A 23,703-nucleotide genomic window follows, 5' to 3' on the forward strand; every position below is an offset into this window, starting at 1 on the left:
CAGCCATGGCTTATTGTTGGTTTGTCTACAACGCCTAAATGGCCTGCTGAGATTTTTGTCGTTTCCAGCGCACAATTAGCGGTGATACCAATGCCAGCAGGATCAAACCCATAATGAGCAGTGAAAATGGCCGATCAAAATAGTAGCCCAGCATATTGCCTTTGGACATGACCAGTGACTGCCGGAATCCAATCTCAGCCATAGCTCCTAAAATCATGGCAAGCACAATGGCGGCTGTCGGAAAATCCGTTTTTCTCATCAGGTAGCCCAGCAGTCCAAACGCCGCCATGACGTAAACATCGAACATACTATTGTTGATGGTGTAGGAACCTACAACCGAGAGAATCACAATGATAGGTGCGAGGATGGCAAAAGGTACCGTAGCCACCTTGACGACCTGCCTTGCCAGCGCCAAGCCTACAATACCCATCAATATATTGGCTAATAGCAGTCCCACGATAATGGCATAGACGATATGGGCATTAACGGTAAATAGCTCATGCCCAGGCTGTAAACCATGGATGTAAAGACCACCAAGCATAACGGCTGTAGCGGCACTACCTGGAATCCCGAGCGTCAATAATGGAATCATTGCACCGCCTGTTACCGCATTATTGGCTGTTTCAGCCGCAGCCAACCCTTCAATCTCGCCCTTGCCAAAGTTATCGGGATTTTTCGCATTACGTTTGGCTTCATTGTAAGCCACCCAAGAGGCGACATCGCCCCCTGCCCCCGGTAATGCGCCCACCACCACACCGATGATCGAGGAGCGAGAAACAGTGCGGCGAAGTTTTCGCCACTCTTCCCGACTAGGAAAGAGATGGCCACTCAACGTTGGTGTTTGGGATGAAAGGTTATCGGCTCCATGGAGCTTTTCTGCTTGAATCATGACCTGAGAAATAGAGAAGAGACCAATCATGGCGGGAATCAACGAAATGCCATTCTCCAGCTCTGCAACTCCAAAGGTAAAGCGTGGATAGGCGGTCATCACATCCACGCCGACTAGGCTGATGAGCAGGCCCAGCAGCCCCGCGGATAGTCCTTTTACCATCGCGCCACTGGAAAGGCTGCCAATGATGGTCAAACCAAATATAGCGATCAGAAAATACTCAGGTGCACTGAAGCGTAATGAAATCTGTGCCAATGGCGGTGCCAGCAGTAGTAAGGCCACGACACTAACGACACCTCCGATCACTGAGCAAATCGTGGATGTTCCCAGTGCTTTCAGTCCCTCGCCACGCAGTGTCATTTGGTAGCCATCCATTGCCGTGGCTGCTGACGCGGGCGTACCTGGCGTATGGATCAAGATCGCCGTAATGGATCCCCCATAAACGGCGGATGCATAGATAGCGGAAAGCAATACCATGGCGGCGACTGGCTGCATGCCGAAAGTGACAGGAATCAATAGCGCAATACCCATCGTCGCGCTCAATCCAGGTAAAGCGCCGAGAAATATACCGCCGAAGACGCCCACACAAAGCATTAGCAACACATCTGGAGAGGCTAACTGTGCGAGAACTGACAATAATAAGGTCGTATCAATAGCCATAATCCCTCTCCTTTACAGCAATAAACCCGTGGGAAGTGCGATGCGTAGCTGCCAAACAAAGAGCAGATAAATGAAAGTGTTCATGATGAAGAGTACTAACAACACTTGAATGTACGACCTCACGCCAAAATAAATCATGAAGAAAATGGCGATGATCGAACTAGCCGCAAAAAAACCGAGAGTGTTGATTAAAACTATATAAAGACAAAGAGCGATAAACGTAACGATTGGGCCACGAATATGCTTAAAAATGGGTGTGTGTTTAATCCCTTGTTTTTTTGCTGCGCGTGTTTTAGCGATACCTGACCAAGTAATGAATAGCGAGAATACTATCAATGTAGTGAGGATAAGTTTAGGAAATATCGCTGGATCAGAAGGCATCTGAGCAGATAGGCTATAAAATATAATTGAGAAGACCAGCATAGCCAGGCCGATTAACGCATCGGAGTGTAACGCTTTCATAAAGCACCTGTTTTATTGTTGTAGACGCTGTGTAAATAAGGTTCTGGTCGTGATATTCATCGATATCACGACCAGTGATGATTACCAGCCAAGCAAGTTTTCCAGGGAGCGAACGCCTTGCTCTTCCTCTTCCAACATTTCTCGATAGGCGTCTCCGGTACGGATATCAACCATTAGGCCCATTTCTTCCATCTTGGCTAGATGTTCAGGGTCTTGCATGCCCTTTACGAAAGCTTCCTGTAATTGCTCCAACTGAACCGGATCAATTCCTTTGGGGGCTGCAATGCCCCGGGCCGACCAAGAGATCACACCTGAATAACCAAGCTCTTCAAGGGTTGGAACGTCTGGAATAAACTCTGAGCGTTCAGGTGCCATAACCGCAATTATTTTTAAGTCCCCATTGCGATGCGCGATATTGGTATCACCCACGTTCGAGAAATTCACATCTACATGGCCACCTAGAATTGCTGCGCGCTGCTCCGCTGTGCCTGTGGTGTGAACAGGTACAAATTGCGTATTGTAATGATGATTCATCTTTAACATCGCAATATGATCATCACCGTTCGCCCCGGTGGTTGAAGCTGTCAACATGTTGGACTGTGCATAACTAACCAACTCTTCTATATTGCTAAAGCGTGTCTCATCTTTATTGATTGAAATGACGCCGTAATCAGTGACATGGTTTGCAATAAGCTCAAAGTCATCAAGGTCAATGTTTCGACTATATTGTGGATCCATATAGCCGGTGATCAGATTGGGAGTGTTTATATAGCCCAGAGTATAGCCATCATTAGATGCATTGAGCAATTGCGTCCAACCTACCCACCCTCCACCGCCAGGGCGGTTGATTATATTGAGCGGTACCCCTAGCTCACGCTCTACTGCCGGAAATAGGATTCGTGCACCAACATCCGTATTGCCACCGGCCCCAAAGGAAATAATGGTGGAAATCGGTCGTTCTGGATAGGTGTCCGCCCATGAAGAGGTGGCCAACATTGCTGAAAGTGAAATGCAGGAAAGGAGGCTAATAGCTTTTAGAGTTCGCATGGTTTTCTCACTTTTGTTGTTTATAAGTGCTGGTTTATATTTATTGGAGTCTAGCTAAGGGCTGCTTGTGTTTAAGCGTTTTTTTAGCTGTGTTGTTGGTTTTTAGTTTAGGTCAAGTTGTTTTATTGTTTCTCTCAACCCCATTAAATCGACGGTGTTGCTCCCTTGCTTTATTTTTTCTCGATATGTTGCTTCGATATCTTCGCGCTCTTGAGTGGCTGTAAGAACCGCTGAAAGGTCTTGTTGAGGTACTGCTACTACGCCATCTTCATCGCCAAATATATAGTCACCGGGATTAATAACCGTATCACCAATACAAATGGGAACATTAATTCTGCCTGACTGTTTTTTGGCTGTGCCTTTGATGCTTAAACCGCGACAGAACACCGGAAAACCGAGAGATTTAATCGCCTGAGCGTCTCTAACAGCACCATTCATGATGAGGCCTGCGACGCCTTTACTGATAGCTTGCACTGTGAGGATGTCGCCCCATGGGCCTGCTTCCATAAAGCGTTTTGCATCCACTACCAACACATCACCCGGCTGAATATGCAGTAGGGCGTAATGCAGCATGAGATTGTCGCCAGGACGGATGTCGACGGTAAATGCAGGCCCAAAAACCTGCATAGTATGCGTGAGCGGCTTGATGCCGCTGTCGAGTGCTCCAGTGGCCCCTTGGGCTTCATAGATGGAAGCACTGCCAAATTGACTGAGTTGTGATGCGAGTTTTTTATTTATCATTATTATGCTCCTGAGTTGACCTCAGAAGCACTATCATATATTTATTATCTTTAATAAATCAGTAAATTTTGCATACAAGTCCATAAAAAATGAATCTACGACAGATACGCTATTTCTGTGAAGTAGTCGAGGCAGGAGGTGGTAGCGCTGCTGCTAAGCGGCTATTCGTAGCGCCAACCGCTATCAGCGCCCAGATCGCCCTACTGGAACAAACCTTGGGGGGCGAACTATTTGATCGTGCAACACGGCCCATGCAACTCACTTCGCTTGGGAAATTTTTTTATCCTCGTGCAAAAGAGCTGCTAACTCAGGCCTCACGGCTAGAGCAAGAATCAGGACAAGTTGCCAGCGGAAGCGGAGGATGGCTAGGCATAGGTTTTATTCGCTCAACCCTGTTTTCTCTGCTGCCAAGCGTCATTAAAAATTACAGGCTTCAGTATCCGGAGGTTCACCTCGATCTCGTTGAAGTACTATCGGAATATCAAGAAGAGCGGCTAAGACAGCATCGCATCGATGTGGGTATTTCTCGGTTTATTGGAGCCTTTGAGCGCCATGCTGACATGCACTATGAAGTCATTATCAACGATCCTTTCATGGCTGCCTTACCGATTGATCATCCACTTGCAAGGCATGACTCTTTTCCGATAAGTGCTTTCAAGGAACTCCCCTTTGTGCTCTATCCCAAGGATTCGCGGAGCCCTTTTGGGCAGAAAATTCTTTCACATCTTGAAGAGCGTGGTATACGGCCCGTTGTTACTCATGACGCGATTGAAATACATACTGCATTGGCATTAGTAGGCGCCGGTTTGGGTGGCACTCTGGTAAGTAGTTCAATTACACCCAATAATCGACGAGATGTCGTCTTTCTCCCTGTCGATGATATTGAAATCAGTACCACGTTGGTGGCTGTCTTGCGTAAAGGGGAAGCGAACCCACTATTAGATAGCTTCATTCGTATGCTAATCAGTAAAGCGCAAGAGGAAATACAGTGACCACCCAAAAAAAATCCCACCCGGTTAAAGGGGTGGGATTTTTGTAGTGCTTTCATACCATGTCGCTTTTTCAGTGCTGAGGGTGTTCTTCAAACAACTCAGCTTTTGCATGGCGCATCACATCTTCGCACGCCTGCTGTTGGGCTAACTGCGTCAACAGGCGCTGAGTTACTTCGAAGCCCTTGCCTAAGCAAGTGTCGACTTCCTGTTGGCTTACCGCTGGCGTCACTCGGTAATCGATTTTTACCGTGCGCCCGCCACCTTCCAGCCGATCCGCAACTCCCCTGAGTCGCCACGCGATTCTCTCTTTCCAAGTTGCTGATTCTTCCGCGCCTTCGTTTACGCTAAACGTGCACTGCCATTCCGGTTTAAAGACCTTCATAGGAGAACCTCCAAAAATTTTGGAAAGAATGATCGATCGTGATTCGTACCCCATCGTCTGAATGTATTGCCCTACCACTATATACCTAACACCGCACAAATATCGAAACAATAGTCATACACGCTGGGCGACGCGCATAGGACGTATCGGTTAGGCTATAAAAGATGTGACTAACGAGCTTTTCTATGACCTCCACAACTGATCCAAGTTGCCCCTGTGGTAGCTCTTTAACGCTTGATAAGTGCTGTGGCCGTTATCATCAAGGCGAGCCTGCCCCCACGCCTGAAGCCTTGATGCGCTCGCGCTATGCGGCCTTTGTGTTAGGGCTTACCGATTACCTGTTGGCAACATGGCACCCCTCCACTCGGCCTGGAGAGCTTACACCTGACCCTGAAGCCGAGTGGAAATCCCTTTCCATTGTTGCCGCAGAACCGCCGCTCGAAGATACCGGTTATGTCCATTTTAAAGCCTGTTTTTATGAACGCGGGCGTGAACAGGGCGGGGCAAAAAAACGCTGGCATGTGTTAGAAGAGGTATCTCGCTTTGTTAAAGAGCAGCAGCGCTGGTGGTATATTGATGGGACACCCACGCTTAGCCGCTTAAAGCCCGGCCGAAACGATCCGTGCTTATGTGGTAGTGGGCGTAAATTAAAGCGTTGTTGCGGTGGATAGGCGTATGACCCAGCCGCTGAATACCGAACCACAGTGGTATCTCTATTTGCTGGAGTGCCAGCGCGGTACCTATACGGGCATTACCAATAATCTGGCGAAGCGCTATCAAGCACACTGCACCGGCAAAGGGGCGCGTTATACCCGTGCGAATCCGCCCGTTGCGCTACTGGGTGCCGAACCTTTTAATGATCGCGCCGCTGCAAGCCGTGCTGAATACCAGTTGAAGCAACAAACAGCCAGCCAAAAACGTCGCTGGGCCAAGCAGTGGCCTATCCAGTTAGAGGCCGATTAAGGAGCCGCAATGCTGACATTTTACTCAGAGGATAGCCGTTTGCGCCAAGCGCGCACGGAGTTGCACGATGGCGCTTTGGTGACTCCGTTTGAGTGCCCCGAACGCCTTGATCTAGTGCTAAAGCATCTTCACCAGTCCGGGCTTGGCGATATTCGTACCCCTAGCGCTTATGGGTTAGCCCCCGTATTAGCGGTGCATGACAAAGAGTACGTAACGTTTCTAGCCAACTGTTGGCAAGAGTGGCGGGCGGCTGGGCATGAGGGGGAGGCGATTCCCAATATTTGGCCCGCACGAACCATGCGTGGTGACCGCATCCCGCGATCGGTTAGCGGTCAGCTAGGCTACTACGCGCTGGCGGCGGAAACATCGATCTCAGCAGGCACCTTTGAAGCCGCCATGGCGAGTAAAGACGTGGCGTTAGGCGCGCTAGAACATACGCTACAAACCGGCGAACCCAGTTTTGGTTTATGCCGGCCGCCAGGGCACCACGCCGCGTTTGATCAGTTTGGCGGTTACTGCTTCTTTAACAATGCCGCCATTGCCGCCCAGCGAGCGCTGGATGCAGGCAAACGTCGGGTCGCCATTCTTGATGTCGACTTTCACCACGGCAACGGCACCCAGCAGATTTTCTACAAGCGTGATGATGTGCTGTTTATCTCACTGCACGGCGACCCTGAAGTCACATTTCCTTACTATTTGGGCTACGCCGATGAAAACGGCGAAGGGCAAGGCAAGGGCTTTAACGTCAATTACCCGTTGCCTCCGGGCACCAGCGTTACCAGGTGGATGGCCACACTTGAGCTAGCCTTGGCGCAAATTAAAGCCGCGGAGTGTGAATGCCTGATCGTATCGTTAGGGGTCGATATCTTCGAAGGTGACCCCATAAGTGCCTTCACCTTTACCAGCGCAGATTTCACAGCGTTAGGTGAGCGCCTGGCCCAAGTAGGCTTACCCAGCGTGTTTCTGATGGAAGGGGGCTATGCTGTAGATGAAATAGGTGTCAATGTAGTCAACGTGTTACAAGGTTTTGAACAGGCGCTATAAAACGGTCTGGAACTGCATCTAAACAAGGGTAAAGGTTAACCGTGACAGCGGCCCCTAAATCGGGCAGGCTATTGCCCTTTCAACGGGGCAGGGAGCTCAAGCGTGGCAGTGTATGGTGGAATTCAGGCACATGAATTGGAGCGTTGGCTTAATGCGTTAACCAACGCCGCCTATGACCGACGCTGCCCGCTGGTAAAAGTGCACGGTGGCAACGCCCGTGCGCGTACCGCCCGTCAAGATCTCCTCCATCTGGCTAACGACTACCGCTGCGGCGACTCTAGTCGCGAAGAGAGCGCCGTCGCCCTTGGCCACTGGTGCGAAAGTTATCTGAGTGAGGCGGAGTGGTACGTGCTGGCCGGTACCCGCCAAGCGCCTTCCCAACCGCAAAGTGAAGAAGAGCGAAGCCTCACCGTGCTTAAGCAGCACCGGGTGGGGTAGGGCCAGTAGAAATCTTCAGGCTGACGGTGCACGGTTTTCCTTACGGTCAATGGCGACCAGTGGATGGCGGTGCCGGTGTGGCAGTGCCTCGCCGCTGCCATTGAAAAGGTGTGCGCAGGCCGGATCGAAGGAAAAGCGTACTTGATCGTGCACCCTGTGAGCGACATCGCCGTCGGCTACCAATGTCCATTGGCTGTCAGCGTTCTCTAGATACAGGGTGGTCGCTCCGCCAAGGCGCTCAATGACCAAAATGTTACCCGTCAGCGGCCCTGATCATCAAGCGTGAGGTGCTCTGGGCGGACGCCCAGCGTCAGCATGTCGCCGCTGCTGACACCGTTGCCCTCCACCGGTATTCGACAATCGCCGCCAGGCAGCACCACATCGACCCCCTCGGTGTCAGCCCCACGAACCTCGATATCCAGGAAATTCATCTTCGGCGAGCCTATGAAGCCGGCCACGAAGCGGTTGCGCGGGTGGTGGTAGAGTGCCATCGGCGAACCGATCTGCTCGACTACACCGCCCTGTAGCACAACAATCTTATCGGCCATGGTCATGGCCTCGATCTGGTCATGGGTGACGTAGATCATCGTCGCGTCGAGCTCCTCGTGCAGCCGCGCCAGCTCAATGCGCATCTGTACGCGCAGCGCCGCGTCGAGATTCGAGAGCGGCTCGTCGAATAGGAAAATGCTTGGGTTGCGCACGATTGCCCGGCCGATCGCCACGCGCTGGCGCTGGCCGCCGGACAGCGCACGGGGCTTGCGGTCGAGAAGTTCTTCGAGTTGCAGGATGCGCGCGGCGGCGAGGACTTTCTCGCGACGCTCGGCCTTGGGCACCTTGGCTAGGCGCAGGCTAAAGCCCATGTTGTCCTCGACGGTCATATGCGGGTAAAGCGCGTAGCTCTGGAAGACCATCGCCAGGCCACGGTCGGCCGGGCCAACGTCGTTGATGCGCTTGCCATCGATCGAGATGTCGCCACTGGTGGCGCTCTCGAGCCCGGCGATCATCCGCATCAAGGTCGACTTGCCGCAGCCCGAAGGCCCGACGAAGACCACGAATTCGCGGTCTTTGACCTCTAAATTGACCCCCTTGATGACTTGGGTGCCGCCGAAGTCTTTGACGATATTGTTGAGTTGTAGCGTTGCCATGTCGGGTTCCTTGCGGGTCGGGCGGATACTCGAATTGTGGTTACCAGAGGGTGTAGCCGCCATCCACCACGACGATGGAGCCGGTCATGAAACTCGATGCATTACTGGCCATGTAGACGATGGTGGGACCGAGTTCTTCGGGAGTGGCGGCGCGCTGCATGGGCGCGTCATCGATCCAGCGTGGCTTGAACCTGGGGTCGTCGACCGGCGCCATGCTGGTCTTGACGTAGCCGGGAGCCAGCGCGTTGACGCGAATGCCGTAGGGGGCCCACTCCGCGGCTAGCGACTTGGTCAATTGATGCACCGCGGCCTTGGAGGCGTTGTAGGCGGGCTGCATCTGTGGGCGGTTGACGATCATCGCCGAGATCGAGCCAATGTTGATGATCACGCCGCCGCGCGACTGCATCCGCCGTCCGGCGGCCTGGGCGCAGTACCAGAGCCCGTGGACGTTGATATTGAAGATGTCCTGCCAGCGCTCCGGGGTGACATCCAGCGCCGGCGCGTGCTGGCAGGCGCCGGCGTTGTTGAGGAAGATATCGACCGGGCCGAGGGTGGCCTCGACCTCGTCGAGCAGGGTGTCAGCCGCTTCGGGTTGGGTAATGTCGACTTCCACCGCCATGGCGCGATGCCCGGCGTCCTGCAGGGCCTTTACTACTTCCAGGCTGCGCGCGTGCCCCGGGCGGCGATGGCGACCTGGGCACCGGCCTCGGCCAGCGCATGGGCGAATGCCTCACCGAGCCCGCCATTGCCGCCGGTGACGATGGCGACCTTGCCGCTGAGATCGAACTGTGACATCACGTTCATGGTTTTCTCCCTGTTTTTATTGTAGAGCCGTTATTGTCGGGGCCTTTACCGTAGATCCGTTGTCTTAGGGCCAGTCATTTCACCGCGCCCAGGGTCAGCCCTTGGACCAGCCAGCGCTTGACCAGCAGGCCGGCGATCGCCATTGGGCAGACCACGATGGTACCGATCGCCAGCAGCTTGCCCCAATCGATGCCGGTCTGGGTCAGCAACTGCGCCGCGGCAATGGGAATGGTCTGCGTGCTGGGCCCGGAAAACGTTTGGCGAAGGCGTAATCGTTCCAGGCGAAGATGAAGCACAGGATAGCGGTGGTCACCAGCCCAGGGGTCATCAGTGGCAGCACGACGTAGCGGAACGCCTGGAGCTTGGTGGCACCGTCGATCATCGCCGCTTCCTCCAGGTCAGGTGGCAGGTCGTCGAAGAATGCGGTCATCAGCCAGATGGCGAAGGGCAGGTTGAAACTCAGGTAGGCGACGATCAGGCCGGCGTGGGTGTCGAGTAGGTAGAGGTAACGGAACAGCAGGTACAGCGGCACGATAACTGCGGCGATCGGCGCCATACGGGTGCTGATGATCCAGAAGGCCAGATGCTGCTTGCCCTTGATTCTTATCCGCGACAGCCCGAAGCCGGCCATACAGCCGAGCACTACGGCGATCAGCGTCGAGACCCCAGCGATGAACAGGCTGTTGAGCAGGTAAGGCCAGAGGCTGTTGCCGCTGCTGAACAACGAGGTGTAATGCTCCAGGGTAGGGGTAAAGAAGACTCGCGGCGTACCGGCGGTGATGATGTCGTTCGACTTGAAAGAGGACAGCACCATCCAGATAATCGGTATCAGCGTCCATAACAGCAGGAGCGTTAACAGAGCGATTTTTAACGTGTGGGGCAGCCAGCGTTTGGAGGTATTCATGAACTCGTCTCCTGGCGTTTGAGCAGTTTCGTAAACGCTGTAGCCACCATGATCGAGAACACCAGCATGGTGATGCCCACGGCGGCGGCATAGCCCAGATCAAAAAAACGAAAGGCGATGTCGTAGAGCCTAATGGGGATGATCTTGGTGGAATCCGCGGGCCCGCCGTTGGTGGTGATGAAGATGATCGCGAAGAAGCGAATCGCGTCCATGGCGCGGATGAGCAGCGCCACCAGCAGGATATTGGAGATAGACGGCAGGATGATATAGAGAAGTTTCTGGCCGTACTTGGCGCCGTCCATCTCGGCCGCTTCCAGGGTGTCCTCGGGTACTGAAGCAAGCCCCGCCAGGACGATCAGCGCGACCAGCGGCGTCCATTCCCAGACATCCATGAGGATGACTGCGACCATCGCGGAGCCTACGCTGCCCAGGATGTTGCCGTCGAACAGACCGCTTTCATTGAGCAGCCAGGCATACAGGCCATGACTGGGGTCGAGCATGAAACGCCCCAGTAGCCCGACGATCACCGGGGCGATGAACATCGGGATCAACAGCAGCGAGATGATGATGTTGCTGCCCCGCGTTAGGCTATAAACCAGCAGCGCCATCACGGTGCCGATGACCATTTCCAGGCCCACCGTGGCCAGGAAATAGACCAGGCTGATCAGCCAACTGGAGCGGATGTCCGGGTCCGTGAACACCCGCTGCCAGTTATCGAGGCCCGAGAACTCGAAGGCCAGTCCGCCCATCAGGCTGACGTCGTTGAAGCTCATCCAGATGATCGAGAAGAACGGGACCAGCGTGATCAGGGCGAGCAGAAAAAGCGCTGGCGACATCATCGCCAGCTCGAATCCCTGTCGCCGCGCCGAGGGTTTTCCGGTCGTCAGCGCCATGGGTTACGCCCCAACGATGCGATCGATGCGCTGCTTGGCGCTCTGCATGGTTTCCTCGGGGGACATTTGCCCCGCCAACATCTTGGAAAGCTCGGTGAAGATGACCGTGTCGACCTCGTTCCACTGGGCGATCTTGGGCCTCAGACCGATGTGGTCGTCCTGCCAGGCGGTCAGCATGGTGTCCGCCGTGAGCATGTTGGCATGTCGGTGGGTGGGGTGCTGGCGGCCTTGACCTCAGGCATGTCGTAAACCGATTGGCGTGTCGGTGTGCCGCCACCGACCTCGCTTCTTAGCCCCATCAGTTGGGTCTGTGGTGAGGTCGCCCAGACTAGGAATAGCCAGGCCGCTTTCTGCTTTTCGGCCGAGGCGTTGGCGTTAATGCCGATCCCGGTGCCGCCCCACAGGTTGGCGCTGCGTGCTGGCCCCTTGGGCAGCGGGGCGTAGCCGATTTTGCCTTGTAGCTGAGAGCTTTCCAGCGAGCCGGCGAACTCGTGCCACTCTGGCATCATCGCGAACTCGCCGTTCTGGAATGCGTTGGCGACACCAGTCCAATCCCAACTGGTGCTGCCGGGGTGGGCGACCTTGAGCAGCTTCTGATAGAAGCGCGCAGCTTCCAGCGCGGGCTCGCTGGTCAGTTGGCAGGCGCCAGGGGAGTCGGTGCCGAGTAGGCCGACCTGCTGGCCGTTGGCAAAGTAATCGCCGCCGTAGGCGAACAGCACGTTGGAGAAGTCGCACATCAGTGAATCGTACTGCTGAGCCTGATGACCGGTTCCGTACTGAACCTCGCTGGCGTTGCCTTGGCTAAACCACTCGGCGATCTGGTAGTACTGCTCCCAGGTGGTGCTGTCCGAGGGGGTCGGGTCGAAGCCGAGATCCTGTTGCATCTGGTCGTGGTATTTTTCGAACAGGTCACGCCGGTAGATCCAGATCATCGTCGGGCAGTCGTAGGGCAGGGTGTACAGGCTTTCACTGTCTTTGAAACGGCCCGCGGCGGCCAGTTGCGAGGGGATGAAGTCCTCGATGCCCTGGGGCACGACCAGCTGCTGGTCGTCGTTGATGAAGGTATTGAGATCCACTAGGCCACGATGATATGGCGCGAGTACTTGGTAAGGATCAGCATAGATCACATCGAAGGCGCTGCGCCCAGCGCCGAAGTCCAACGCAACTTTCTGTACCAAGGCACCCAACTGCATTTCGGTGATGTTGACAGTGATGCCGGTGAGTTCCTGGAAAGACGCCAGGTTGGCGGCGATGGCGGTGGTCGGCGGCGTGTTCTCGGAGATGAATTGGATGGTGGTGCCACTGGCTTGCTTCCAGGCCTCATCGCTGGCCATGCCTTGGGCCAGGGCCGTGCGCAGTGGGCCTGCGCCCATCAACGACAGGCTGGCGAGTCCACCCATTCCTTTTAATATGTCGCGACGCTTGAACTGGGTCATTGTTGTTTTCCTCTCTTGGGTTCAGGTCTGGCGGGGTTAGGTATCAAGCGTGATCTGCAGCTTGACATCATTGGGCCGTGCGCTTGCGGCACGCTCGAACGCATCGATACTGTGTTCGAAATCAAAGGTCTCGGTAATCAATGGTTTGAGGTCTACCTTACCCGAAGCGATCAGGTCGATCGCCCGGTCGTAAACGTTGGCGTAGCGGAACACGGTCTCGATGTGCAGTTCCTTGGCTTGCGCCGACACGATATCGAAGGTGACCGGCTCGACAGGCATACCAACCAGCACGATCGTGCCGGCAGGTCGGGCGCAGGCCAAGATGTCGTCGTAGACTTTGGGGCTACCACTGGCCTCGAATACCACATCGACACCCCACTCGTGGCCGCAACACCTGTCGACGGCTTCTCGCAAGGAGTGCCGCGAAACATTGACAGTCGTGATGCCCTTATAACGAGCCGCGATTGCCAGCTTTTCCTCAACCAAGTCGGAGACCAGCACCTCGCTGGCGCCGCCCGCAAGCGCGGCCAGGGCAACCATCAGGCCGATCGGCCCTGCGCCGGTCACGACGCAGATATCGCCTGGCTGCATGCGCGCTTTAATGACCGCCTGCATGCCGATCGCGAACGGCTCAATCATGGCGCCTTCGGCAAAGGACACCGAATCGGGAAGTGCGAAGGTGAATGCTGCTGGGTGGATGACTTGGGCGTCAGACAACCGTGCACGGGTGGCGTGGCCCAAAACCTTACGCTCGGGTCGACGTTGTAGACGCCTAGTTTGGCGGCGCGCGAGCTGGGGTTGGGTATACCAGGCTCCATGCACACCCGATCGCCCACATGAAGATGGCTTACGTTTCGGCCGACGTCAGTCACTACACCGGATGCTTCATGGCCGAGTACCATTGGCTCACGGACTACAAAGGGGCCGATCTGGCCGTGGGTATAGTAATGCACGTCGCTACCGCAGATGCCGACGGTATGGATGCGCACGCGAACGTCCTCCGGGCCGAGCTGGTCAGGGAGCTCGATCTCTCGTAACGACAGCTCGCGTTTCTTCTCCAGCACCAGAGCTTTTGCTTTCATGACGCTATTCTCGAATTGTATTTAAAGGGCGAGAACCGGCCTTTTTTTGGTCTAGTTAACCTCGCTTCAGGCTTGAAACAAATCTACGCGCCATGTGGAAAAACCGCTAGGCTATAATTTGCTTGGGACTGATACTTTTTTGCAGGCTTTCTTAGCGTGGTAGGTAATGGTCTGTTTTAAATGGCACTTTCCATAATGCCTGGGTGGTGCTGTTGGAAAGACGAAAGGCTTTTTGTGACCAAAGTATAAAGGCCAACGGCTCACTTTAATTCAGGATAGTAAGAGATCAGGCATGGGCGTCTTATCCAGACATCGCTGATAGCTGAAAGAGGCACTGATAAACTATGATTACTTCGCATCTCAACGATACTCCTCTTGGTGCGCCTGTTTTCGAGTGCATCAGTCAGGATCCGAAATTTAGTTTCTACTGGCACAGCCATGATTTCCCCGCCCCTATTGCCCGCTGGAATTACCATCCCGAATATGAGTTACATCTCATCCGTTATTCGGCAGGGCATTATTTTGTAGGGGATTATATTGGCCGCTTCGAACCCGGTAATTTAGTGCTGGTGGGACCGAATATTCCGCACGCCTGGTTTAGCGAGCTCGATGACGTGCAACCGGTGATCAAGGGTCGTGACGTTGTCCTCCAGTTCAAGGGCGAGTGGCTGGAACACATGATGGCGCTCTGCCCGGAGCTCAACTGCCTGTCGACGCTCATCGAGGACTCGGCCTTGGGAGTGGAGTTCAAGGGGGAAGAAGCGGCACGCTGTGCCGAACTGCTCATCAGGATGGGCGAGCAGGATAATGCTGGCAGGCTACTGACCATGTTGACCATTCTGCGCAGGCTCTCGCAAAGCGAATACCATACCCTGGCCGGTCGAGAGTACGGCCTGGATGCCAAGGGCGCCTCTTCCGAGCAGGTCGATGCCATACTGCTCTATATCCACGACCACTTTCATGAAGGGCTGCGCATGTCGACAATGGCTGAGAATAACGGCATGACGCCTTCCACCTTTTCGCGTTTTTTTAAGCATGCCACCGGCGACACCTTCGTTGCCTTTCTCAGGAGGATCCGCATTGGTCATGCCTGTCGGCTGTTGCTTGAAGGTAAGCAGTCCATCGCCGATATATGTTTCGAGGTTGGTTATAACAACCTCTCCAATTTCAACCGTCACTTTCGTGAGCTAAAGGGCATGACGCCACGGCAGTACCAGCAGAACACGGCTGACCTTGTGCCGAAGGAATGACAGTAACGAGTTATTAAGCTTGAGTAGTCAGAGCTTGCAGACTGGCAACTGACATAGTGCTGTTTAATCTCAATGACGGCGAGACTGTCAAAATAGCATCGCACTGATACAATGGATAAATGAACAGTGCTTTCGCGACACCTACCGCCTCCCTTGATGACCCCTTCTATTACTTAACGAACTTCCGCTTCGTTTTGGCCTGGGTGGGGGAGCGCCACGCTGATCTGCTCGCGGCAGACGAGCTCGCTTTTCTTGAACAGTTTGAGAGCTTACCGCAAGCCTCCCAAGCGCTGCTGGTGCGCATGGTGATGCGCAAGGGCGAGCTGTTTCGGCTCAGCAAATTAAGCTACGCCGAGGTTGGCGACAGTGCCAGCGCCATGGCGCCCTTGATGTCGCTAGGTTGGGTCGATAGTGAATCGGTGCTTAGCGTTGATGAGCTGTTTAACCAGCTACGCTTGGCCGAACTGCGCCAGGCGTTGGTAGCGGAGATACGCGCTGCCGGGCTGAGCGCCTCAAGCGCTAAAACCGTGCTCTACGACACGCTGGCGAGCCAGCTCAATGAACCCAAGCGGTTATGCCAGTGGTGGCCCGAGGCAAACGATCCAGTTTTGCGGCTAACAGTCATGGAAACCTGCGACCGCCTGCGCCTGATGTTCTTTGGCAACCTGCGCCAGGACTGGGCCGAGTTCGTGTTAACCGAGCTTGGCCTCCAGCGTTTTGAAAGTGTGCCCTTCACGCCAGAGTCCCGCGCTTTCCAGTCGCGCCATGAAGTGGATACGTATTTAGCGCTCCATCGTCTGCGCCAACGTCTGGACGACGGCGAGCTGCCCGCCGATCTATTCCCTGAAATGCCACCGCCTGCGGATAACCGCTGGCTAGCCACACGGCGCGCGCGGTTACTGCTCCAGTTGGGCCGTGAGGCAGAGCGTAGCGGAGACGCAGCGCTAGCGCTGAGACTGTATCGCGAGTCCGCCAGTAGCGAAGCGCGCATTCGGCAGTTACGTGTGTTGGAGCGCCAAGGCGAACACACCGCGGCCTTTGAGCTGGCGACCCAAGCCCTTAATAGCAGCCCCAACGAAACCGAGCACCAGGCGCTGGCGCGGATTCTGCCCCGCTTACGGCGGCGGCTTAAATTGCCTGCTGAGCCGAGCGACCCCGAACCCACTCATGAGCGCTGGGACTTATCATTGCCTGGGCCGCAGTGGGTCGAACGCGCCGTGGTCGAGGTACTCAGCGAGCCTGGGGCGCCGATCTACTACGTGGAAAATGCGCTGCTGACCGGGCTGTTTGGTTTGCTCTGCTGGCCAGCGATTTTTGCTCCATTGCCGGGGGCCTTCTTCCACCCCTTTCACCATGGCCCGGCGGACTTGTACCGTGAGGACTTCGTGGCGCGACGGCGAGACGCCTTCGATGCTTGCCTTGCGCGTCTGGAGGACGGCAGTTACCGCGAAGTGATTCGTTCGACCTGGAGGGAGAAACACGGCCTGGCGTCTCCCTTTGTGCACTGGGCGATCGTCGATGAACCGCTGGTTGAGCTGGCGTTGACGTGCATTCCCGCCGTGCACCTACGCCTGTGCTTTGAGCGGTTGCTGGGGGATCTGAAAGCCAACCGGGCCGGGCTACCGGATTTAATTCAATTTATGCCCGATGCACCCGTTGGCGAGCCACGCTATCGGATGATTGAGGTCAAAGGCCCCGGCGATCGGCTGCAGGATAACCAGCGCCGCTGGCTTACGTTTTTTCACCGCCATGCCATGCCCGTGGCGGTGTGTTACGTGAGCTGGTCGACTGGCGACGAGCCTGAACCATGAGCGCGACCTATCGCGTGGCAGTGCGCGCGCTGTGCGACTTCACTGCTCGGCAGGGGGGGCTCGATCACCGCTTTACCCCGGCGCCCAGTGCGCGCGAAGGGATGGAAGGGCATACGCTGGTGACCAGCCGCCGGGGAGAAGACTATCTCGCTGAACTGCCCCTGTCGGGGAAGTTTGAAGGGCTGATAGTTACCGGCCGCGCCGATGGTTTCGACCCCACGGCCAACCGCCTGGAGGAGATCAAAACCCACCGTGGCAGCCTGGAGCGCATGGCGGATAATCAGCGCGCCCTCCACTGGGCGCAGGTAAAAGTCTACGGCGCGTTACTGTGTGCTGAGCGTGCGCTGGAACAGATTACCTTGACGTTGGTTTATCTGGATATTGCCAGCGGCAAAGAGACCCTGATCAGCCAGGAAGCCACTGCCGACGAACTCCATGCGTTCTTTGCCGAGCAGTGCCAACGCTTCCTTGCCTGGGCAGAACAGGAGGCCGTTCACCGTCAGGATCGCGATAGTGGCCTGCAGACCCTGCGTTTTCCCCATGCTGCGTTTCGCCCCGGCCAGCGCGAACTCGCTGAAGATGTTTACAAAGCTGCCAGCACCGGGCGCTGCCTGCTCGCCCAGGCGCCCACCGGTATTGGTAAAACCATGGGCACGCTGCTTCCGATGCTTTCGGCCATGCCCCGCCAGCAGCTTGATAGAATCGTCTTTCTGACCATGAAAACCCCCGGCCGCCGTTTGGCGCTGGATGCCCTGGCTACACTGCGCACTAGTGATGAAACACTTCCTCTGCGGGTGCTGGAACTGGTGGCGCGGGAGAAAGCCTGCGAATACCCAGATCGCGCCTGCCACGGCGAGTCGTGCCCATTGGCCGCCGGCTTTTACGATCGCCTGCCTGCAGCACGCCAAGCGGCGGTGGATCAGGGATGGCTGGATCGCGACGCGCTGCGCGAAGTGGCGTTGGCCCACGATGTTTCCCCTATTATCTCGGCCAGGAGCTGGCGCGCTGGGCGGATGTGATCGTCGGTGACGTCAATCACTGGTTCGATAGCCACGCCCTGCTGCACGGTTTGGCCCAGGCCAACGATTGGCGAACGGGCGTGCTGGTCGACGAAGCGCATAATCTGATTGAGCGCGCCCGCGGCATGTACAGCGCCGAGCTCGATCAGCAGCGTTTCAACCGGGTTCGCCGTGCTGCGCCCAAAGCGCTCTCCCGGCCCCTGGGTCGTTTGTCCCGCCAATGGCAAGCGGTGATTAAAGAAGCAGGGCTGGAAGAGGAGGGCGACCCCAGGAAACCGGCCTACCGGCTGCTTACGGTATTGCCCGACAAGCTAGTCACCGCTGCCCAACAGGTTGGCGCCGCCATCACTGACCACCTGGGTGAGCACCCCGAAGATGCCAGCCTGGAACTACAGGAATTGTTATTTGAAGCGCTGGCATTCTGCCGCCTGGCGGAGCGCTTTGGTGAGCACTCCCTGTGTGATCTTACCCGCTATGGGCGCGGTCGGGCGGTGTTGGGGTTACGCAATCTGATACCCGCCGATTTTCTGGCCGCACGGTTTAACGCGGCCCACTCAGTGGTGCTGTTTTCGGCGACGTTAAACCCTGCCCACTACTACCGGGACCTGCTGGGCTTGCCGGAAAACACGGTATGGCGGGAAGTGGCATCGCCCTTTACCGCGTGTCAGTTAGAGGTGCGTATACGCACGGATATCTCCACGCGTTTTCGGGATCGGGACGCCTCTATCGATCCTATCGTCGCGACCATGGCGCAGCAGTATCAGCGCAAATCAGGCCACTATTTAGCGTTCTTCAGCAGCTTTGCTTACCTGGAGGCAGCGCTGGCGCGGTTTCGCGAGGCGCACCCGGAAGTACCCGTTTTCAGCCAAACCCGCGGGATGCCGGAAGCGCAGCGCGAGGAATTTCTGGCGCGCTTTGCACCCGGTGGAGAAGGCATCGGCTTTGCGGTGTTGGGCGGTGCCTTTGCAGAAGGCATCGACCTGCCCGGCGACCGATTGATCGGAGCCTTTATCGCCACCTTGGGACTACCGCCGTTTAACGACTTTAACGAAGCGCTTAAAGCACGACTAACCGCCCGCTTCGGCCAAGGTGACGACTATACCTACCGCATTCCCGGCATGATCAAAGTGGTGCAGGCCGCAGGTCGCGTTATTCGCAGTCCAGAAGATCAAGGGGTTGTGGTATTAATGGATGATCGTTTTGCCCAGGCCAGCGTACGTGCGCTATTGCCACGCTGGTGGACGCTGGGAGATATCCACCCCTAACTTAGGATCCTAACGCGAACCATGACAGATCTACTCTGGTACCAGTATGCGCTGATCGGGCTAATTTTTGCCTGGAGCGGTTTTGTGCGAACCAGCCTGGGCTTTGGCGGTGCCGTGCTGGCACTGCCTTTCCTGCTTTTGGTCGTCAACGAGCCACTGGTATTTTTGCCGATTATTGCCATTCACCTGCTGATTTTCTCCAGTTGGATCGCCTGGAGTGGGCATCGCCAGCTGCAGCAAGCGGGCGTGGGCACCACATCGCCAGAGAGTAATATCGATTGGGGTTATTTAACCAAAGCCTTGAAAATCATGATCATCCCCAAGCTGATTGGGGTAGTGGGGCTGTTAACGCTGCCCGCACAAGTCATGACCAGTATCATTTTCGGCATTGTGATCATCTATGCCATTGGCTATGTATTGAATAAGCCGTTCAAAAGCAAGAACAAGTACGTGGACTACGTGCTGCTGGCGCTTGGTGGGTATGTCAGCGGTACGTCTCTGATTGGCGCGCCGTTGATTGTGGCGGTATTCGCCACTCACGTCGCCAAAGAGCAACTGCGGGATACCATGTTCGTGCTGTGGTTTATCCTGGTGATGATCAAAATGGTCTCGTTCCTGATTGCAGGCGTGGATCTTCAGTTAATTCACCAGCTGTGGCTGCTGCCCTGTGCCTTTATCGGCCATTTGGTGGGCGAGAAAGCCCATCGCTATATGCTTAAAGCGAACACCGGGCTGTTCTTTCGTGTGCTGGGCGCGGTGCTGATTCTTGTCAGTGTCGTGGGGTTGGTTCACCCGCCCGCGTAAGTGCTGATGCTCAAAGCTGGCTGTCGGCCTTTAGCGTCGTCTTGCCTAGAATGATCAGGACAACGGCCAGCAGGCCGCACACGACTGCCATGCCGGTAAACACGTTACGCAACGACTCCAGCCAGATCACCGCCGGGGCGACCACCACCGGGGAGATAAACTGGCCGAAAAAGAAGGTCGAGGTAAAACCGCCAAACACCCGGCCCCGTACTCGCTGAGGAGTGATCCGCATCAGCCACGTGGTGGTATTGGGCATGAAGGCGCCAAGGCCAAATCCGGAGATCGCCGCACCCACGATTGCCATGGCGTAACTCTGGGTGAAGCCCACCACCAAAAAACCGGCTGCCGCCAGGAAAAAGCCGAGCACATAGATTGTCATCACCGACAGGAACGGCTTGTAGTAACCATAGCAAAACGCCACGATGCTGGCCGTCAGGGCTGCCATCGAGAGCGCCACGCCGATCGCTACGCCGCTGACTTGACCCTGCTGGGAAAGCAGAAAGGGCAGCTGCGCGGGAAACATATAAAACATGGTCATGCTGATCATGGCGATCAGGTAAGCAAGACAGGTACGCCCGTAGTCCACCGTTACCGGCGCATCGCTTGTATCGCGGCTGGCACCATCACTGGATTGAGGCTCTTGGAGAATCGCCCAGGCATAGGGAAGCAGCAGCACACCGGTCATATAGAGTAAAAACGGGCCGCGCCAACTCCAGTCGGAAAGTAGCCCGCCCAGGTTAATAAAGATTACCCCGCCCAGCGCCATGCAGCTGCTTTGCAGCCCCAAAAAACGGGCGCGTTCGGAGCTGTCAAAATAATCCCCCACCAGCGTGGTACTGATACTGAGAATACCGGCTACCGCAATCCCCATCAGTGCACGGGAGCTTAATAGCAGATCCACGCGATCAATGAAAAAGCCCGCGCCCCCCGCAAAACCGTAGATGCCCAGCATCATCAGCAGCAATTTCTTGCGCCCAAACCGGTCAGCAAGATAGCCCATCAGTGGACTGAACAGCGTAATCATCAGCGCAGGCAGGGTCAGAATCAGCTGGATCACTACCTGGGGCTGGTCGGGAAAATGGCGGCTGATGCCCGGCAGTGCAGGCGCGATGATTGCCCCCGACATCACGGTCATAGTGCTGGCAAACAGTAGTACGGCCTTAATATGCGTTAATTGGCTAATAGTCTTGTCCATACCAAGAGAAGGAGGGAGAGTGAAAAGCATAAACGCATATCGTAGCATGTTTGTTAGCATGCTAGTTTGTTTTGCACTCTTTCACTGGGCTCTTTTTTGACTAGCTTTGCACAGTCACAAACGGTAATGATGGCTATTGCCAAGTTGCTTGGTCAGCGCGGGTGGCCGCCAGGCGTGCTTCATCAAGCGTGATGCCCAGGCCAGGCTCATCAGAGAGCGTCAGCCAGCCCTCGGCGTCGGGTTTGATAGCGGTCGTCAGCGGAAAGTCGCGTACCTCAGGTGTCCATTCCGGTGGGTCGAAGGGGTACTCCAGATAAGGGCAGCCAACTGGGCCAACCGCTCCTGCGGTGAGATGCAGATTGGCGGCAAGGCCGATGCCATTGCCCCAGGTATGCGGCGTGAACCACTTGCCTGCTGTGGTGACCTCTTTCGCCAGTCTGGATAAGCCGAGAAGGCCGATGGAGCACACGGCGTCCGGTTGGTAAACGTCAAGACACTGCTGTCGCAGCATTTCGCGGAATTCATAGGGTTCGCGGGTCATCTCGCCACCGGCGATTTTCAGTCGCTCGCCGGTCAGGTCGTTGAGGGCGCGCATGCCGGGGTAGTCGCCGCGATAGAGCGGCTCCTCCATCCAGAGCACATTATGGCGAATCAACTCCTCAGCCACCTCGCTTGCCTTGGCCAAATCCCAGGGTGCCTGGGTATCCCACGGCATCCGCCAGCCCTGGTTGCAGTCGACCATCAGATCCAATTCTTGTCCCACGGCATCACGCACAGCGGCGAGTACGGCCAGATCATCATCGAGCCGGTGACGACCGAAGCGTAGTTTCATGGCGGGGATGCCCGCGTCGCGAATCTGCTCGGCGAGGGCGACGACCTGCTCGGTAGGGCGATGAGTGCCGCTGGAGGCGTACGCCTTCAGGCGTGACGAGGTGCCGCCCAATAATTGCCATAACGGTTGGGCCTTGATCTTGCCGATCAAGTCCCAGAGGGCAACTTCCAATGGCCAGCAGCGCCCGGCATGAAAACCGATGTTGTCAATGACTGCACTGTGGCGTTCGATGACTAAGGGGTCTTGCCCAAGGAATAGCGACCGGAAGTCGCTGAAACCATACATGGCATCACCCGAGCCGATGCCCTCACGGCCTTCGCTGTCGATCACGCGAACGATGGTAGCCGGAAACTTGCGCCTGGGTTGGCTATCCCAGGCCGCCGGGAAAGGTGGATCCAGTTCGCATTGGTGCTGGCTGATCTCGATGCGCTCGATTACGTTCATGCGCTGACCTCGCTGTTTTGGGTGGCAAGCTCGGCGATGCGACGTGCGAACACGGTCACCGTGGCTTCAGCGAGCCATTGCCAGTCATCGCCAGTTGGCCGGCGAGCAGCATTGCGGGCCATAGGCGCGTTCTCTTCTTTTTGCATGGTCGAGGCTAGCGCTTCAGCGTTTAACGTCAGCTCAGCAAAGGGGGCAAGAGCTTGATTGAAATCGGCCTGATCAGCGAGCTCACGGAATAGTCTGGGCAATTCTTGGGCTTTGCTGCCGGCTTTCAGGGCATGGGCTGCTGGCGTGAAGCGTGCTTCATTACCTGTCACTGACCAAGCCAATGACGCTTCCAGAGCCAGCGTCACGGCAACACCGTGCGGTAAGTGGTAACAGCTACCCAGGGCATGACCGATGTTGTGTGCGATGCCGGTGCCACCATTATCGATGGCCTGGCCCGCTAGGCAAGCAGCCTCCTGCATGCGCTGGCGGGCCTCCAGATCATGCGGAGTAGCCACTGCAATGGGCAGCGTCTCGCCTACTTGGCGGATGGCCTGCAGCGCCGGGGCCTCAATAAACGCGTGTCGCCCCTGGCCGGTAGTGGCCTCCAGCGCGTGGACGAAGGCATCCAGGCCGGTGGTGGCGGTGAGTGGTGCGGGCAGGTTACGCGTTAATGCCGGGTCGAGGAGGACGGCGTCGGGTAACAGCTCGTCGCCCCAGGCCCAAAGCTTGCGTCCCTGTGTATCGGTGAGAATCGAAGTGCGCGTAACTTCGGAGCCGGTACCTGAGGTAGTTGGCACCATCACGGCCGGTACACGCCCTGCCCAAGGGTTCATGGCCAGCAGGTAGTTCTCCATGTCACCAGGGCTTTCTGCTAGGGCTGCGACCAGCTTGGCGATGTCTAACGCGGTGCCGCCGCCCAGCCCTATTACCAAGGGGCGACCGGTCAGGGCACGTACCGCCGCCGCGGCCGCATCGGCGCTAGCCACGCTGGGTTCGCCTGCCGGTGCCAGGAAGGTATCTACCTCGGCATCAACAGCCAGATCGTCGACCAGTGCATCGACCAAACCGGTCGCGGCAAGGCCCTGGTCACTGATGACCATATAACGGCTGGCTCCCAGGCGGCGGCGAAGCTCGGGTAGCTGCTTAAGACTGTCAGGCCCCGCTATGATCGGTGTCTGACGTCCGGTGTGAAAATGGTTCAGGGACATGGTGC

General features: G+C 56.2%; 25 protein-coding genes and 2 pseudogenes. 9 read left to right on the forward strand and 18 right to left on the reverse strand.

The window, feature by feature from the left end:
- Positions 1-34: 34 nt before the first annotated feature.
- From FDY98_RS01365 to FDY98_RS01380, 4 genes are all read right to left on the reverse strand, one after another.
- A complete protein-coding gene (locus FDY98_RS01365; protein WP_035539371.1) occupies positions 35-1,549 on the reverse strand; it encodes a tripartite tricarboxylate transporter permease in 1,515 nt (504 codons plus the stop codon).
- A 12-nt stretch (positions 1,550-1,561) separates the two neighbouring features.
- On the reverse strand, positions 1,562-2,011 hold the full coding sequence (locus FDY98_RS01370; protein ID WP_027958169.1) for a tripartite tricarboxylate transporter TctB family protein: 450 nt from the start codon (positions 2,009-2,011) through the stop codon (positions 1,562-1,564).
- 81 nt (positions 2,012-2,092) lie between these two features.
- Positions 2,093-3,058 (reverse strand): tripartite tricarboxylate transporter substrate binding protein, encoded by a 966-nt coding sequence (locus FDY98_RS01375; protein WP_027958170.1) that lies wholly within the window; start codon positions 3,056-3,058, stop codon positions 2,093-2,095.
- A gap of 102 nt (positions 3,059-3,160) precedes the next feature.
- Entirely contained in the window at positions 3,161-3,799 is a 639-nt protein-coding gene (locus FDY98_RS01380; protein ID WP_027958171.1) for a 4-carboxy-4-hydroxy-2-oxoadipate aldolase/oxaloacetate decarboxylase, read from the reverse strand.
- Positions 3,800-3,888: 89 nt separating this feature from the next.
- On the opposite strand from FDY98_RS01380, the gene FDY98_RS01385 reads away from it, so the two are divergent.
- Positions 3,889-4,791: a LysR family transcriptional regulator gene (locus FDY98_RS01385; protein WP_051430636.1), complete on the forward strand. Its 903-nt coding sequence runs from the start codon at positions 3,889-3,891 to the stop codon at positions 4,789-4,791.
- 70 nt (positions 4,792-4,861) lie between these two features.
- Here FDY98_RS01385 and FDY98_RS01390 read toward each other — a convergent pair whose 3' ends face one another.
- Positions 4,862-5,173: a hypothetical protein gene (locus FDY98_RS01390; protein WP_027958172.1), complete on the reverse strand. Its 312-nt coding sequence runs from the start codon at positions 5,171-5,173 to the stop codon at positions 4,862-4,864.
- Between the two features lie 185 nt (positions 5,174-5,358).
- On the opposite strand from FDY98_RS01390, the gene FDY98_RS01395 reads away from it, so the two are divergent.
- The 4 genes from FDY98_RS01395 (at position 5,359) to FDY98_RS01410 (ending at position 7,618) form a co-directional block, all read left to right on the forward strand.
- Positions 5,359-5,844: a YchJ family protein gene (locus FDY98_RS01395; RefSeq protein WP_027958173.1), complete on the forward strand. Its 486-nt coding sequence runs from the start codon at positions 5,359-5,361 to the stop codon at positions 5,842-5,844.
- A 4-nt stretch (positions 5,845-5,848) separates the two neighbouring features.
- Positions 5,849-6,136, forward strand: coding sequence for a GIY-YIG nuclease family protein (locus FDY98_RS01400; RefSeq protein WP_035539369.1), 288 nt, complete (start codon positions 5,849-5,851; stop codon positions 6,134-6,136).
- A 9-nt stretch (positions 6,137-6,145) separates the two neighbouring features.
- Positions 6,146-7,180, forward strand: coding sequence for a histone deacetylase family protein (locus tag FDY98_RS01405; protein WP_027958175.1), 1,035 nt, complete (start codon positions 6,146-6,148; stop codon positions 7,178-7,180).
- Positions 7,181-7,282: 102 nt separating this feature from the next.
- A complete protein-coding gene (locus tag FDY98_RS01410) occupies positions 7,283-7,618 on the forward strand; it encodes a hypothetical protein (protein ID WP_027958176.1) in 336 nt (111 codons plus the stop codon).
- 15 nt (positions 7,619-7,633) lie between these two features.
- Here FDY98_RS01410 and FDY98_RS01415 read toward each other — a convergent pair.
- From FDY98_RS01415 to FDY98_RS26500, 10 genes and pseudogenes are all read right to left on the reverse strand, one after another.
- Positions 7,634-8,763: pseudogene (locus FDY98_RS01415) on the reverse strand (ABC transporter ATP-binding protein).
- Positions 8,764-8,803: 40 nt separating this feature from the next.
- Positions 8,804-9,382, reverse strand: a complete 579-nt coding sequence (locus FDY98_RS01420; RefSeq protein ID WP_340146630.1) for an SDR family oxidoreductase — start codon at positions 9,380-9,382, stop codon at positions 8,804-8,806.
- A 32-nt stretch (positions 9,383-9,414) separates the two neighbouring features.
- Positions 9,415-9,567: an SDR family NAD(P)-dependent oxidoreductase gene (locus FDY98_RS26490; RefSeq protein WP_340146631.1), complete on the reverse strand. Its 153-nt coding sequence runs from the start codon at positions 9,565-9,567 to the stop codon at positions 9,415-9,417.
- Between the two features lie 74 nt (positions 9,568-9,641).
- A complete protein-coding gene (locus FDY98_RS26495) occupies positions 9,642-9,776 on the reverse strand; it encodes a hypothetical protein (RefSeq protein ID WP_340146632.1) in 135 nt (44 codons plus the stop codon).
- Positions 9,770-10,471 (reverse strand): ABC transporter permease subunit, encoded by a 702-nt coding sequence (locus FDY98_RS01425; protein WP_196518074.1) that lies wholly within the window; start codon positions 10,469-10,471, stop codon positions 9,770-9,772. The genes FDY98_RS26495 and FDY98_RS01425 overlap by 7 nt, the downstream gene beginning before the upstream one ends.
- Entirely contained in the window at positions 10,468-11,364 is an 897-nt protein-coding gene (locus tag FDY98_RS01430) for a carbohydrate ABC transporter permease (protein ID WP_051430635.1), read from the reverse strand. The genes FDY98_RS01425 and FDY98_RS01430 overlap by 4 nt, the downstream gene beginning before the upstream one ends.
- A 3-nt stretch (positions 11,365-11,367) precedes the next feature.
- Positions 11,368-11,541, reverse strand: a complete 174-nt coding sequence (locus FDY98_RS25850; RefSeq protein WP_196518076.1) for a hypothetical protein — start codon at positions 11,539-11,541, stop codon at positions 11,368-11,370.
- A complete protein-coding gene (locus tag FDY98_RS01435; protein WP_196518078.1) occupies positions 11,535-12,800 on the reverse strand; it encodes an extracellular solute-binding protein in 1,266 nt (421 codons plus the stop codon). Before FDY98_RS01435 ends, FDY98_RS25850 begins: the two co-directional genes overlap by 7 nt.
- A gap of 36 nt (positions 12,801-12,836) precedes the next feature.
- Positions 12,837-13,541, reverse strand: coding sequence for a zinc-binding dehydrogenase (locus FDY98_RS01440; RefSeq protein WP_340146633.1), 705 nt, complete (start codon positions 13,539-13,541; stop codon positions 12,837-12,839).
- Positions 13,436-13,882: an alcohol dehydrogenase catalytic domain-containing protein gene (locus tag FDY98_RS26500; protein WP_340146634.1), complete on the reverse strand. Its 447-nt coding sequence runs from the start codon at positions 13,880-13,882 to the stop codon at positions 13,436-13,438. The genes FDY98_RS01440 and FDY98_RS26500 overlap by 106 nt, the downstream gene beginning before the upstream one ends.
- A 344-nt stretch (positions 13,883-14,226) precedes the next feature.
- Here FDY98_RS26500 and FDY98_RS01445 point away from each other — a divergent pair, with 344 nt between their 5' ends.
- The 4 genes and pseudogenes from FDY98_RS01445 (at position 14,227) to FDY98_RS01460 (ending at position 20,031) form a co-directional block, all read left to right on the forward strand.
- Positions 14,227-15,132 (forward strand): helix-turn-helix domain-containing protein, encoded by a 906-nt coding sequence (locus tag FDY98_RS01445; protein ID WP_027958183.1) that lies wholly within the window; start codon positions 14,227-14,229, stop codon positions 15,130-15,132.
- A gap of 119 nt (positions 15,133-15,251) precedes the next feature.
- Positions 15,252-16,943 carry a VRR-NUC domain-containing protein gene (locus FDY98_RS01450; protein WP_027958184.1) on the forward strand — a complete coding sequence of 564 codons (1,692 nt, stop codon included), beginning with the start codon at positions 15,252-15,254 and terminating at the stop codon, positions 16,941-16,943.
- Positions 16,940-19,227, forward strand: a pseudogene (locus FDY98_RS01455) (ATP-dependent DNA helicase). Before FDY98_RS01450 ends, FDY98_RS01455 begins: the two are co-directional and overlap by 4 nt.
- A gap of 21 nt (positions 19,228-19,248) precedes the next feature.
- Entirely contained in the window at positions 19,249-20,031 is a 783-nt protein-coding gene (locus tag FDY98_RS01460; protein ID WP_027958186.1) for a sulfite exporter TauE/SafE family protein, read from the forward strand.
- Positions 20,032-20,041: 10 nt separating this feature from the next.
- On the opposite strand, the gene FDY98_RS01465 is transcribed toward FDY98_RS01460, so the two are convergent.
- The 3 genes from FDY98_RS01465 to FDY98_RS01475 form a co-directional block, all read right to left on the reverse strand.
- The gene (locus tag FDY98_RS01465) at positions 20,042-21,256 is read right to left on the reverse strand and encodes an MFS transporter (protein WP_027958187.1); all 1,215 of its coding nucleotides are present in this window, start codon (positions 21,254-21,256) and stop codon (positions 20,042-20,044) included.
- A 103-nt stretch (positions 21,257-21,359) separates the two neighbouring features.
- On the reverse strand, positions 21,360-22,502 hold the full coding sequence (locus FDY98_RS01470) for a mandelate racemase/muconate lactonizing enzyme family protein (RefSeq protein ID WP_027958188.1): 1,143 nt from the start codon (positions 22,500-22,502) through the stop codon (positions 21,360-21,362).
- Entirely contained in the window at positions 22,499-23,698 is a 1,200-nt protein-coding gene (locus tag FDY98_RS01475; RefSeq protein WP_027958189.1) for an iron-containing alcohol dehydrogenase, read from the reverse strand. The genes FDY98_RS01470 and FDY98_RS01475 overlap by 4 nt, the downstream gene beginning before the upstream one ends.
- Positions 23,699-23,703 lie beyond the last annotated feature (5 nt).

Origin of the sequence: Halomonas sp. PA16-9 (assembly GCF_009728585.1) — a bacterium.
GTDB lineage: Bacteria > Pseudomonadota > Gammaproteobacteria > Pseudomonadales > Halomonadaceae > Vreelandella > Vreelandella titanicae.